Source organism: Nonomuraea sp. NPDC050783 (genome assembly GCF_040802095.1).
In the GTDB taxonomy this organism is placed as follows: domain Bacteria; phylum Actinomycetota; class Actinomycetes; order Streptosporangiales; family Streptosporangiaceae; genus Nonomuraea.
Genome location: NZ_JBFAHK010000003.1, coordinates 306,897 through 319,359, shown reverse-complemented (window position 1 = coordinate 319,359; position 12,463 = coordinate 306,897). Strand labels below are relative to the sequence as shown.

10 protein-coding genes are annotated in these 12,463 nt (G+C 74.9%); 5 read left to right on the top strand and 5 right to left on the bottom strand.

From position 1 onward, the window contains the following. Positions 1-8 precede the first annotated feature (8 nt). Positions 9-668, bottom strand: a complete 660-nt coding sequence (locus AB0H75_RS09600) for a hypothetical protein (RefSeq protein WP_367793194.1) — start codon at positions 666-668, stop codon at positions 9-11. A 74-nt stretch (positions 669-742) separates the two neighbouring features. Here AB0H75_RS09600 and murA point away from each other — a divergent pair, with 74 nt between their 5' ends. Both murA and AB0H75_RS09590 read left to right on the top strand, forming a co-directional pair. Continuing rightward, positions 743-2,053, top strand: coding sequence for a UDP-N-acetylglucosamine 1-carboxyvinyltransferase (murA, locus tag AB0H75_RS09595; RefSeq protein WP_367793191.1), 1,311 nt, complete (start codon positions 743-745; stop codon positions 2,051-2,053). A gap of 52 nt (positions 2,054-2,105) precedes the next feature. Continuing rightward, positions 2,106-4,739 (top strand): transglycosylase domain-containing protein, encoded by a 2,634-nt coding sequence (locus AB0H75_RS09590; protein WP_367793188.1) that lies wholly within the window; start codon positions 2,106-2,108, stop codon positions 4,737-4,739. 326 nt (positions 4,740-5,065) lie between these two features. On the opposite strand, the gene AB0H75_RS09585 is transcribed toward AB0H75_RS09590, so the two are convergent. Further along, positions 5,066-5,704 carry a TetR/AcrR family transcriptional regulator gene (locus tag AB0H75_RS09585; protein WP_367793185.1) on the bottom strand — a complete coding sequence of 213 codons (639 nt, stop codon included), beginning with the start codon at positions 5,702-5,704 and terminating at the stop codon, positions 5,066-5,068. 232 nt (positions 5,705-5,936) lie between these two features. Here AB0H75_RS09585 and AB0H75_RS09580 point away from each other — a divergent pair, with 232 nt between their 5' ends. The 3 genes from AB0H75_RS09580 to AB0H75_RS09570 all read left to right on the top strand — a co-directional run bounded on the left by AB0H75_RS09580 (position 5,937) and on the right by AB0H75_RS09570 (position 8,175). Then, positions 5,937-6,869: an NAD-dependent epimerase/dehydratase family protein gene (locus AB0H75_RS09580; RefSeq protein ID WP_367793182.1), complete on the top strand. Its 933-nt coding sequence runs from the start codon at positions 5,937-5,939 to the stop codon at positions 6,867-6,869. Positions 6,870-7,098: 229 nt separating this feature from the next. Then, positions 7,099-7,461, top strand: coding sequence for a hypothetical protein (locus AB0H75_RS09575; protein WP_367793180.1), 363 nt, complete (start codon positions 7,099-7,101; stop codon positions 7,459-7,461). Between the two features lie 24 nt (positions 7,462-7,485). Continuing rightward, positions 7,486-8,175, top strand: a complete 690-nt coding sequence (locus AB0H75_RS09570) for a hypothetical protein (RefSeq protein WP_367793178.1) — start codon at positions 7,486-7,488, stop codon at positions 8,173-8,175. Between the two features lie 66 nt (positions 8,176-8,241). Here AB0H75_RS09570 and AB0H75_RS09565 read toward each other — a convergent pair whose 3' ends face one another. The 3 genes from AB0H75_RS09565 to AB0H75_RS09555 form a co-directional block, all read right to left on the bottom strand. After that, the gene (locus AB0H75_RS09565; protein WP_367793175.1) at positions 8,242-10,965 is read right to left on the bottom strand and encodes a LuxR C-terminal-related transcriptional regulator; all 2,724 of its coding nucleotides are present in this window, start codon (positions 10,963-10,965) and stop codon (positions 8,242-8,244) included. A gap of 158 nt (positions 10,966-11,123) precedes the next feature. Further along, entirely contained in the window at positions 11,124-11,579 is a 456-nt protein-coding gene (ybaK, locus tag AB0H75_RS09560) for a Cys-tRNA(Pro) deacylase (RefSeq protein WP_367794211.1), read from the bottom strand. 65 nt (positions 11,580-11,644) lie between these two features. Beyond that, positions 11,645-12,451 (bottom strand): helix-turn-helix transcriptional regulator, encoded by an 807-nt coding sequence (locus tag AB0H75_RS09555; protein WP_367793172.1) that lies wholly within the window; start codon positions 12,449-12,451, stop codon positions 11,645-11,647. Between the last annotated feature and the right edge of the window lie 12 nt (positions 12,452-12,463).

The following is a 12,463-nucleotide window of genomic DNA, read 5'->3' as shown; positions in this document are numbered from 1 at the left end:
CGGTTCCTCTACCCGTCCCGGGCGGGGCCCGCGCCGCCGCCCTCGTCCGTGTGGCCGCGCCTGTCCGTGTGGCCGCCCTCGTCCGCGCCGCCGCCCCCGTCCGTGTTGCCGTTCGGGCGGACGTCGCCGCCGGGGGAGCGGTCAGGGGAGGAGGGAGCACCGGGAAGGGGGCCGGCGCCGGCGAGCGGGCGGCGCAGCGGGGAGTCCTGGTAGCCGTGCATGCCCTCCAGCAGGCCGAACAGCCCGACCGCGAGCAGCGGCCAGGCCACCGACACGCCGTTGGCGGTCAGCTCCAGCGCCCCGGGCACGACCTTGACCCCCGGCGCCGCCGCGGCCTCCACCGTGACCGCCCCGATCGTGAACGTGGACCCCACCCAGTACGTCAGCGCCGCCCCCGCGACCCCGCCCACGCCGAGCCCGGCCAGCACCCCCACCATCCACCGCCGCCCGGCGAACCACCCGACCGCCCCGCAGGCCAGCCCCAGCCCGCCGGTGATCACCGCGTACCAGCCGTCGGCCGCGATGAGCGCCTGGGTGGACGGGTCGGCCAGCACCAGTCCGGCACGGGTGACCTGGTAGGGGGCGCGCGGCGCCAGGGCCGACCAGAGCAGCCCGGCGCCGATCCCGAGAGTGGCGAGTGCGAGGACAGTTGCCGCAAAGACGCGCACTTCCCTCGCCACTCCACTCCCCCTCATATGTACGTCCGAATCACTCGATGGTATCCCCCGGCTAGGCTCGCTTCGTGAACGCAGAAGAGGTCTGGCTGATTGAACCCTCCGGCCCGCTCCGGGGGGACGTCGTGGTACGCGGTTCCAAGAACGGCGTCTCCAAGCACATGGTCGCCGCGATGCTGGGCACCGGCGAGAGCAGCATCCAGAACGCGCCCGAGGTGGGCGAGGTCGGCATCACCGCCGCCATGCTGGAGGCGCTCGGCATCCACGTGCGGCTCGACGGCCCGGAGATCACGATCGAGCGGGGATCGCACATCGAGCCGCGGGTGCCCGACGCGTTCACCGGGCTCAACCGCATCCCCATCCTCATGCTCGGGCCGTTGCTGCACCTGGCGGGGGAGGCGTTCGTGCCGCTGGTCGGCGGCGATCCCATCGGGCGGCGGCCGGTGAACTTCCACGTGGAGGCCCTGCGGTCGATGGGCGCCGAGGTGGAGGTGGGCGACACCGGCATCTACGCCAAGGCGGGCCGGCTGCACGGCACCCGGATCGAGCTGCCGTACCCGAGCGTGGGCGCCACCGAGACGGTGCTGATGTCGGCGGTGCTGGCCGAGGGCAAGACCGTGCTGAAGAACGCCGCCATGGAGCCCGAGGTGGTGGAGCTGGCGCTGTTCCTGCAGCGGATGGGGGCCAGGATCGAGCTGTCGCCCGACCGCCGGATCGTCATCGAGGGCGTCGAGCGGCTGCGCGGCGCCTCCACCTGGCTGACCGGCGACCGCATCGAGGCGTTCTCGTACCTGGCGGCGGGCCTGGTGACCGGGGGACAGGTGCGGGTGCACGGCTGCCCGCAGGACCGGCTGGTCACCGCCATCACCACGCTGGCCAGGATGGGCGCCGACTTCGAGATCAACGACGACTACCTGTGCGCCACCGCGCCGCCGGAGGGGCTGCGCGCGGCGGCCGTCCAGACCGACACCCACCCCGGGTTCATGACCGACTGGCAGACGCCGCTGATGGTGCTGTTCACGCAGAGCCACGGCATGTCGGTGCTGCACGAGACGGTCTTCGAGAACCGCCTGGTGTACGTGCCCGCGCTGCAGAAGATGGGCTGCGAGATCGAGGTGTTCGACCAGTGCCTGGGCGGCCCGGCCTGCCGCTACCACGACACCAACGCCCGCCACTCGGCGGTGGTGCGCGGCGTGTCGCAGCTCAAGGGGGCCGACGTGACGCTGCCCGACATCCGGGCCGGGTTCTCGGCGGTGCTGGCGGCGGCGGTGGCCGACGGGACGTCCACGCTGCGCGGGGTACACCACATCGAGCGTGGTTACCACCAGCCGTACGAGCAGTTCGAGTCGCTCGGTCTGAACATTCGCAGGCAACGGTAAAGAGCCCGGAATCGGGTGTTTGCCGGTGATCATCCGGTTGCACATCGTCTGAGTGACCGTACTCAGATCCGCCGGGACGCTCGGCCTGGTCGGGGCGCTCGGCGGGGTGCTGGCGGCGGCGCTGGCCGCGCCCGTGGTGAGCGGGGGCGGCCTGGCGGCGAAGAGCGTCGCCGACACCTTCGCCCAGCCGCCGCCCGCCCCGCGCGAGGAGCCGCTGGCGCAGGTGACCAGGCTGCTGGACAAGGACGGCCGGACCTTCGCCCAGTTCTACGAGGCCAACAGGACGGCCGTGCCGCTGGCGGCGGTGGCGCCGATCATGCGCAGGGCCATCGTGGCCATCGAGGACGCCCGCTTCTACGAGCACGGCGGCCTCGACGTGCGCGGCACGCTGCGCGCGCTGCTGACCAACACCCAGGCGGGCGGCATCCGCCAGGGCGGCTCGTCCCTGACGCAGCAGCTCGTCAAGAACATCCTGGTGGAGAGCGCCCGCACCGACGACGAGCGCGACCGCGCCCGCGCACCCAACCTGGCCCGCAAGATCACCGAGCTGCGTTACGCCATGGCGCTGGAACGCAAGTACCGCAAGGACCAGATCCTGGAGCGCTACCTCAACATCGCCTACTTCGGCGCCGGCGCGCACGGCGTGGAGGCGGCGGCCCGCCGCTTCTTCTCCACCTCGGCCGCGCGCCTGACGCTCGGCCAGGCGGCGACGCTGGCGGGGGCGGTGCGGATGCCGTACTCGACCGATCCCTCGCTCGGCGGGGCGCACCGCCAGCGGCTGAAGGAGCGGCGCGACCTCGTCCTGGACCGCATGGCCGGGCTGAAGCTCATCAGCCAGCGGCAGGCGCAGGCGGCCAAGGGCACGCCGCTCGGCATCCGGCTGCGGCCCGAGCCCGGCGGCTGCGAGCAGAGCGCCTACCCGTTCTACTGCCTGTACGTCCAGCGCGAGCTGCTGTCCAACCCCGCCTTCGGCAACACCCCGGCCGAACGGCGGGCCCGGATGGCGAGGGGCGGGCTGACCATCAGGACCAGCCTCGACCCGATCGCGCAGCGCGCCGCCGAGCACGCCATCCGCCGCCACGTGAGCCCCGAGGACACCGAGGTGGCCGCCGAGGCCATGGTCGAGCCGGGCACCGGCCGGATCAGGGCGATGGCGGCCAGCAAGCGCTTCGGCCGCAACCCCGGCAACCGCAAGAACGGCCCCAAGACCACCTTCAACCTGGTGGCCGACGTGGCCCACGGCGGCGGGCAGGGTTTCCAGGCCGGCTCCACGTTCAAGGTGTTCACCCTGGCCACGGCGCTGCGGCAGGGATGGAGGTTCGGCGACGGCTTCCAGACGCCCGGGGCGCTGGTGCCCGGCCAGGGCTACCGCAACTGCGCGGGCCGACCGGTCAACGACCCCGACACCCGCGTGCTCAACGCCAGCGGCGAGGGCGAGGGCGGCCCGCACAGCATCGAGACCGGCACCTGGAAGTCGGTGAACATCTTCTACATGATGCTGGAGCGCAAGGTCGGGCTCTGCAACGTGATCAGGACCGCCCGGGCGCTCGGCGTGGCCCGCGCCGACGGGACGCCGCTGCGCGAGGTGCCGACGTTCACGCTGGGCGTCAACGAGATGGACCCGGTGACGGTGGCGGCCGCGTTCGCGGCCTTCGCGGCGCGCGGCTCCTACTGCCGGCCGCTGGCCATCATCGAGATCGTCGGCAGGGACGGGCGGCGCACCCGCGTCCCGCCCTCCTGCCGGCAGGCCCTGGACAAACCGGTCGCGGACGCGGTCAACCACGTGCTGGAGGGCGTCTTCGACAAGGGCACCATGAAGGGGCAGAGCATCGGCCGCCCGGCCGCGGGCAAGACCGGCACCAACAACGGCTACACCTCGGCCTGGTTCGCCGGGTACACGCCGCAGCTCGCGGCCGCGGTCAGCGTCGGCGACATCCGGGGCTCCTACCGCTTCCCGTTGCAGGGCGTGCAGATCGGCGACCAGCACTACGGCGCGGTGCAGGGCGCGTCGCTGCCCGGGCCGATCTGGGTGGAGTCGATGGGGCCGGCGCTGCGGGAGATGGAGCCGAGGGGCTTCCACCAGCCGGACATGGGACGCTTCGGCGGCGGTGACACGCCCGGCCTGGAAAAGGCGCAGGCCGAGGAGGAGAAGCGCGAGAAACGGCGCGGCGACCGGGCCTTCGCCCAGCGGCACCGCAAGCTCTTCCAGTGGCTGCTCGGCCAGGCGCCGGGCGTGCCGTCCCTGGAACGGCCGCCGCGCCGCGGCCGCCCGCACGAGCTCCCGCCCCCGAGGTGGCACCTCAGCCCCGAGCCCGGCCGCTCCCGGACGGGACGGGACCGTCGGGAGCCCGGCGGGCCGCAGGCGCGGCAGTACCGTCCCGAATCCGGCCGGTCGCGGGCATGGGGGGACCGCCCGGAGCCCGGCCGGCCGCAGGCAGGGCGTGACCGCCTGGAGTCCGACCGGTCACGGGCAGGGCGGGACGGCCCCGAGGCCGACCGGTCACGGGCAGGGCGGGACGGCCCCGGGGCCGACCGGCCGCAGGTGCGGCCGGCCCGGCCGGAGGCGGCGGAGCCGCGGGCGGGACGGAAGCGGCCCGGCACCACAGGGCCGGGGGCCCGGGAGCCGCACGGGTGGCAGGGGCCGCCCGGGGCCGAGCGGTCACGCGTCTGGCGGGACCACCCGTAGCCCGGGGCGCGCCCGCAGTCCGGGGCGCGCCCGCAGTCCGGAGCACGCTCGCAACCCCGGTAGCCGCACGCGCCGTGGGCCCCGCGGGAGCAGCGGGGCGCTCATTAGCCCGGCTCCATCCGGCCGGCTGACCCCGCCGGTGCGACCGCCGGTGTGACCGGCCGTGCGACCGGCCGGAGGACGGCGGGCGGGCTGCCTGCGCCCGCCGCTCCAGCGGGTCGCCGGCGGCGGTTCCCCTGTGGATGCCGGACGACGGCTGCGATGCGCGGGAACCGGAGCGGCGGGCGCGACGGGGAGGGCTCACCGTGGCGCGCCCCCGTGGGCGTTCACTGCCGCTGGTCGTGCTCCCTGATCGCGGCCTCCACGAGGGCGCGGGCGGCCCAGGTCATGGCCTCCTGCTCGGCTTGCGGGTCGAGCCCGCGGACGTCGCGCAGGGCTACCTGCGCCTCCCAGCCGACCACCATGGTCAACGCGGAGATGAGGCGCTGGTAGGACTGCTCGCCCAGGGTGTCGCGCAGTGGCCGGCAGGCTTTGTCCAGCCACTCGATCCGGCGTTGGCTGCGGCGCGGGCCGACCGGCTCCGGGGCGCCGTTCAGTGGCGGGTCCACGGTCAGACGGATCATGCGGCGTCCCAGGGCGAGCGATTGCGGCGAGTACTTCAGCAGCGTCTGGACGAGGGCCTCGACCCGCCCTGCGGCGTCGTCGGCGAGCGCGGGATCGGACAGCGCCGCCTCGACCGGCGGTTCGTTGAGCGCCCCGGCCGTCGCGTCGATGAGCAGCTGGTCCAGGGCCGGGAAGTGCATGTAGATCGTGCGCCGCGACACGTCGGCCGCGGCCGCGATCTCGTCGACGGACGGCGTGGTGCCGCCGGCGGTGAGGCGTACCGCCGCATCGACGATCGCCTTGCGGGTGCGGCGGCGCTGGGCCTCCCGGCCGCCGCTGCGGGCTGGTCTCTCAATGGTCATCGGCGTGTTGCCCCTCCTCGGGTCTGTCGGTCACGGCCGGCTTGACGGCGTTTCCGTCCTGAGTATACCGTCGTGCATCAGTTGCACGACAGTGCAATGAGTGCACATAATGGCAGTCATTGAGCCACGGCGGCGATCCAGCTCGCGGCCGAGCTCAAGAAGTACGCGGGGGCGGGCGGCCGTCGATCGGCACCGTCCTTGAAGGCAAGAGCACGTGAACCAGGAGTGGACCATGAGGGTGCTGGTAGCAGGGGCGACCGGAGTGATGGGCGGGCAGCTGGTGCCTCGCCTCGTCGGTGCGGGGCACGAGGTCTTCGCCATGACCCGGAACGAGGCGAGCAAGGCCAGGCTGTCCGAGCTGGGCGCGGTGCCGGTCGTGGCCGACGCGCTCGATCGCGGCCAGGTCGAGGCGGCCGTGCGCGAGGCGAGGCCGGACGTGATCGTCCATCAGCTGACCGCCATCGGGCACATCGACACCCGTCATTTCGACCGCAGCTTCGCCGCCACCGACCGGCTGCGCATCGAGGGCACCGACAACCTCCTCGCGGCGGGGCGCGCGGTAGGGGTGCGGCGGTTCGTGGCCGCGAGCAACGGGGCGTTCACCTACGCCCGGACGGGCGGGCCGGTGAAGACCGAGGAGGACCAGCTCGACCCGTCGCCGATCAAGCAGATGGCCCCGATGATCGCCGCGGTCGGGCATCTGGAGAAGGCCGTGCTGGGCGCCGACTGGACCGAGGGGATCGTGCTCCGCTACGGCGCGTTCTACGGACCGGGCACCTCGATGGCGCCGGGCTCCCAGCAGCTGGAGATGATCCGCAAGCGGAAGTTCCCGGTCGTCGGCGAGGGCAGCGGGGTGTGGTCGTTCATCCACATCGCCGACGCGGCCGAGGCCACGGTGGCGGCGATCGAGAAGGGCACCCGTGGCATCTACAACATCGTCGACGACGACCCCGCCCCGGTCGCCGAGTGGCTGCCGGAGCTGGCCCGCAAGCTGGGCGCCAAGGAGCCGATGCGCGTGCCCCGGCTCGTCGGGCGGCTGGCCGCCGGAGAGGCCGGCGTCGTGCTGATGACCGAGCTTCGCGGCGCGTCGAACGCGAAGGCCAAGCGCGAGCTGGGCTGGCGGCCGGCGTACCCGTCCTGGCGGCAGGGCCTCCACGTGTCATGACCGCACGCCGATCACGACGGCGTCCTCGATCGGGTCCCCTGGACCGCGAGACGGGGGACGCCGCCGTGATCCGGGTTCCCGTTCCCGAGGGACGCTCCGCCCTCGGCCGGCGGAGCCGGGCCGCCGCCCTGAGTACGGTCGCGCGGGACTGAGCACGTGCGTGCTCACGACAGGGGGCCCGTGCGGCGGCCACCATCGTGGTCCAGGAGAACCACGGTGTGGAGGTGCGATGCACGAGGAGCAGCACGAGGAGCAGCACGAGGAGCGGAACGGCGGCCACGAGCCGTCCGTCGGCAGGAGAGGGCTGCTGCGGCTGACGGGTGCGGCCGCGGTCGTCACGACGGCGGCGATGGTCCTGCCGTCCGCGCGGGCCGCTGCGGCCACGGGGGCCGCGGCGACCACGCCGGCCGGGGAGGGACAGGCGGCCGAAGGGCAGGGGCCGAGCGGTTCGGAGGTACGGGACCGCGCCTGGCGGCTGCGTACCGAGCAGCTGCGCGCCAACGGCGACAGCCTCCAGCACAGCGCCGAGCTGACCAGGCAGAGCCTGGCCGGCCAGACGGCCCTGCGGATCCCGGCCGGGCCACCCCGCTGACGACAGCCGACAGGAGGACGGACAATGACGTTTTTCGCAAGGGTCGGCTGGACGTGGGAGGCCGGTGGAGCGGTCCTCGGATCTCCCACCGTCGCGCCCGCCGTGCACGACCTGGCCACCGGCCACCTGGCGCTGCGCATGGCGACCAACCGCGGCGCGCCTTCCACCGCGGACCAGATCACCTCGCTGGGCGCGTCGATCGGCGTCCCGCGCAACGAGAACGGGCGCATCGACGGCCCCTCGGTGGTCCAGGTCGGGGCGACGTTCGTGCTGGACGCCGACTCCCGCTTCCACGTCGAGCGCTCGTGGAACTCCTCCGAGCTGTCGGTGACCCTCGCCGTCAGCCTGGAGGACCTCACGGCGGGGACCGTGGTCACCGGGCCGGAGTTCGTCATCGCGCGGGACGCCGGGTTCAACGTGGGGGAGAACAAGCTGCTGTTCAGCAATCCGGCGCCGGGCGGGTCCGCGGCGGTCAGCGGCGACTTCGCCTGCGCGGCCCGCCACGACTACCGGGCCTGGATCGACCTGCACGCGTACGTCAGCGGGGCGGGCTTCGGCGGGAGCGGCGGGTCGGGAGCCGACCTGAACGTCGGTGTGGTCGCGCCCACCCTCTCCTTCCTGTGGTACTTCACCCCGTTGCGGAGCGCGGCGCCGTCGTCGTGGACGGGAGGGGCGACCGCGCCGCCGCCCGCGCGGGCCGGCCTGCGGGCTTGACCGCCGGGGACGCGACGGGCCCCCGGGCGCGAGGGTCCCGGGCGCGAGGGATCAGGGCGCGAGGGATCAGGGCCGTAGCACGTCGCGCAGCTCGCCGAGGCTGGTGACGCCGAGCTTGGCGTAGGCGCGGGCCACGTGGTTGTCGACGGTCCGCTTGGAGATGCCCAGCCGCTCGGCGATCTGCCGGTGCGACAGTCCGGTCAGCGCCAGCGTGGCCACCTCGCGTTCGCGGGCGGTGAGCTCGGCGGTGGAGGGCGACCGCTCGGCCAGCACCAAACCGGGGCAGCGGCGCAGGTGCTCGGCCGACCGGCCCCAGCAGCGCCGGGCGGTGTGGCCGCGGCCGTGCTCCTGGTGCAGGCGCGCGGCCCGGCCGTACCCCTCGGCGGCCAGGGGGTGCAGGCCGAGGCCGGCCAGGTCGCCGGCCGCCGCCTCCAGCGCGGCGGGGTCGCCGGAGGTGATCGCGGCGGCATAGCGCAGGTAGGGGGAGTCGCCGCCAGGCGGCGGCGCGCCGGCGCGCATGCCGGTGTCGGGTCCTCCGGTGGGGTCGGGTCGTCTGGTGGGGTCGGGTCGTCTGGTGGTGTCGGGTCGTCTGGTGGTGTCGGGTCGTCCGGTGGTGTCGAGGCGTACGGCTGGGTCGAGACGTACGGCGGCGCCGAGGCGGACGGCGTCGGCCAGGGCGAGGGCGCGTACCGCCGTGGCGCCCATCGTCTCCGCCCGGGCGGCGGCCGCGACGGCCAGACCGGCCGCGGCGCGGGCGTCACCGCGGGCGGCGGCCACCCAGGGCCGGGCCAGGTCGGCCCACAGCCCGAACATCGTCGCCGGCGGCCACTCCAGGCGGTCGGCGGTACGCAGCGCGTCCCGCGCGGCGTCGGCCTCGCCCGCCAGCGCCTCGGCGTGGGCCACCTCGCCGTAGAGCAGGCGGTGGAGCAGGCGGCCGGTGACGGTGTCCGGCCGGTGCAGCACGACGGCCTCGCGCAGCCTGCGCCGGGCCTCCTCCACGTCGCCGGTGAAGCGGGCGACCTGGGCCATCGCGATGGCCGCGACCATGAGCGCGTACTCCCAGCCGTGGGCGAGGGCGGCTTCGTGCTCGCGCCGGGCCAGCCGCGCGGCCAGGTCCGTACGGCAGGCCAGAAGCGCCCCCTGCACCTGGAACAGCGCGGTGGTCGGCGGGATCCACGGCATGTTCTCCACCGCGTCGGCCAGCACGGGGTCGCGCGCGTCATGCGGCGTGGCGGGCGGGCGGCCGCCGTAGGCGACGGCCAGCTCGTGCACCAGGCGGGCCTTGGCCTCGGCCTCCTTGTTCGCCACCCCCGCCTCGAACAGCGGCGGCAGCTCCGACAGCGCCGGGCGCAGATCGCCGGAGAACGCCGCGAACACCGAGCGCAGGGCCGCCAGCTCCTCGGCGTGCTCCCGGCTCAGCGCGGCGCCGCGGGCGGGGAGCGCGCGGTGGGCGGCGGGGTCGCCGAGCCCCCAGAACAACGTCTCGGCACGGCCGAACGCGATCTTGTCGCGGTGGCGGTCGGTGGCCGCGACGGCGTCCATGACGTCCAGCATGGCCATGAGCTCGCCGGTGCGCTCGCCCGAGATGAGCACCCGCCACAGGGCCTGCGCGGCGCCGATGCCCTGCTCGGCGTCGCCGTTCAGCAGGGCCGTCTCGGTGGCCGCGCGAGCGAGCTGCTCGGCCAGCGGCAGGTCGAGCAGCGTCCAGGCGCGCCGGGTGGCGGTCAGCAGCATGCCGGCGGGCGGCTGGACGCCGGCGTCGAGGCTCCAGCGCACGATGCGCAGCGCGTCGGAGCGGCGGCGGGCGCCCGTGGCGGCGATCGCCTCGGCCAGCACGCGCTTGGCCCTGCGGGTGCGCAGCTCGGGGCAGCCGTCGCGCAGCGCCTCGCCGTACAGGGGGTGGGCCAGGCGCAGCAGCGAGCGGCGGCCGTCGCGCTGGATCCAGAGCAGGCCACGCGCCTCCAGGCGGGCGAGCAGGTCCTCGGGGACGACGCGGGTCACCACGCCCACGGAGACGGGCTCGGCCAGGGCGAGCAGTTCGAGGGCCCACCGCTCCTGGTCGTCCAGAGCGCCGAGCCGTCTGGCCACCAGCTCGGTCAGCCGGGGGGCGACCAGCCACGGGCCCTCCCACCGCCACACGCCCTTGGTCTCGGCCAGCGTCCCGGCCTGCATGCCGGCCAGCACGACCTCGCGCAGCAGGAGCGGGTTGCCCGCGGTCAGCTCGTACAGGCGGCGTACGGTGAGCTCGGCCGCCTGGCCGCCGAGCACCTCGTGCAGCACCTGCCCGACCTCGGACGCCGACAGCGCCGCCGGCTCGATCCGCTCGGCCAGCCCCTCGGTCCACAGCGCGGCCAGCCACTCGGAGAACGGCTCCCCGGCACGCAGCACCACCAGCACGAACGCGGCCCGCATGCGCGCCAGGTGGCGCAGCACCGCCGCCGACTCGTCGTCGAGCAGGTGGGCGTCGTCCACGACGACCACCGCGCGCCGCCTCCCGGCGGCCAGGGCGGCGACCGTGGCGCGGACCAGCACGCCGCGGCTGGCCACGCCCACCACGCCGTCGGGGACGAGCACGCCGAGCGGGCCGAGCGGCACGTCGGAGTTGGCCGAGGTGGCCGGCACGGCGTGCACGACGAACCGGGACGGGTCGAGCGCGGCGAGCGCTTCGTAGACCAGCCGGCTCTTGCCCACGCCCGGCGGGCCGGTGATCGCCAGCGCGGCCGTCGCGGGGTCGCGCAGGGCGGCTGTGACGCGGCCCAGCTCGGCGCTCCTGCCCACGAACGGCCACATGGCCCGCCTCCCGCCTGCGCTGCCCCCGCCTGCGCTGCCCCCGCCTGCGCTGCCCCCGCCTGCGCCGCCCCCGCCTGCCTCGTCTGCCGCAGTTTGACACGATCGGCGGGCACGAGTCAGCCGGACCGGGTCCGCGTCCCGGATCCGGCGGGGACGCCCTAACCGGCCTTGGCGATGGCGGCGGTGATGGCGCGGGTGAGCGTGACGAGGTTGGCGGGCGCGGTCTCGATCTGGAGGCCGCGCCTGCCGGCCGAGAAGTAGATCGTCTCGAAGTCGAGCGCCGACGAGTCGACCACGGTCGGGAGCTGCTTGCGCTGGCCCAGTGGGCTGATGCCGCCCACGACGTAGCCGGTCACCCGCTCGACCTTGGCCGCCTCGGCCATCGCGGCCCGCTTGCTGTCGAGCGCGCCGGCGAACGCCTTGAGGTCGAGCTTGCCCGACACCGGCACGACGGCCACCGCCAGGCCGCTCTCGACCTCGGCGACCAGGGTCTTGAAGATGCGCTCGTAGGGGACGCCGAGCGCGTCGGCGGCCTCCTCGCCGTAGGCCTGGGCGGAGGGGTCGTGCTCGTACGGGTGGAGCGTGAAGTCGGCCTTGGCCTTGGTGAGGGCCATCGTGGCCGGCGTGCCGCCGCCTCCCTTGCCTTTCGCTTTGCTCACGAGTAACGATTGTACTGAATCTACATTGTAAAGGCGCGGCCCGGGGTGTACCCGAAGGCCCGGCGGAAGACGTCGATGAACGCGCTCGCCGAGGCCCACCCGCACCGGTGCGCCACGGCGGTCACCGGCAGGCCGTCGGCCAGCAGCAGGAGCGCGTGATGCAGGCGGAGCTGGGTGCGCCACTGGGGGAAGCTCATGCCCAGCTCGCGGTGGAAGAGCCGGGTCAGCGTGCGCTCGCTCGCGCCCGTGCCGGCGGCCAGCGCGGCGAGCGTGCGGCGGTCGGCGGGGTCGCGGTGCAGGGCGGCACAGACGGCCGCGAGCCGGGGGTCCCGGGGGGCGGGCAGGTGGAGGGGCTGCTCGGGGGCGCGCCTGAGCCGGTCCAGCAGCACGGCCAGCAGCCGGTCGCGCTCGGCCCCGTCCCTGGTCCTCCCGTTCCCGGTCCCCTCGTTCCCGGTCCCCTCGTTCCCGGTCCCCCCGCCGGCCGGGGAGGGGGCGGGCTCGCCGGTGTAGGCGACGATCAGCTCGCGGAGCAGGGGGTCCACGGCGAGGACGGCGGGGCGGCCGAGGGCGAGGGGGTTGCCGGTGAGGCCGACCAGGCGCAGGTCGGTGTCGCCGTGGGCGCGGTGCTCGTGGACGGTACCGGCGGGCACCCAGATCGCCCGGTTGGCGGGGGCCACCCAGGTGCCGGCGTCCGTGGTGACCGACAGGACGCCGCGGCAGGCGTACACGATCTGGTGGGTGTCGTGCCGGTGGGCGTCGATGGCGCCGCCGGGGGCGAGCGGGCGCCGCCCGGTGGGGGCCTGTGCCTGGTGGCGGATCTCCGGCATGGGTTGGCACTT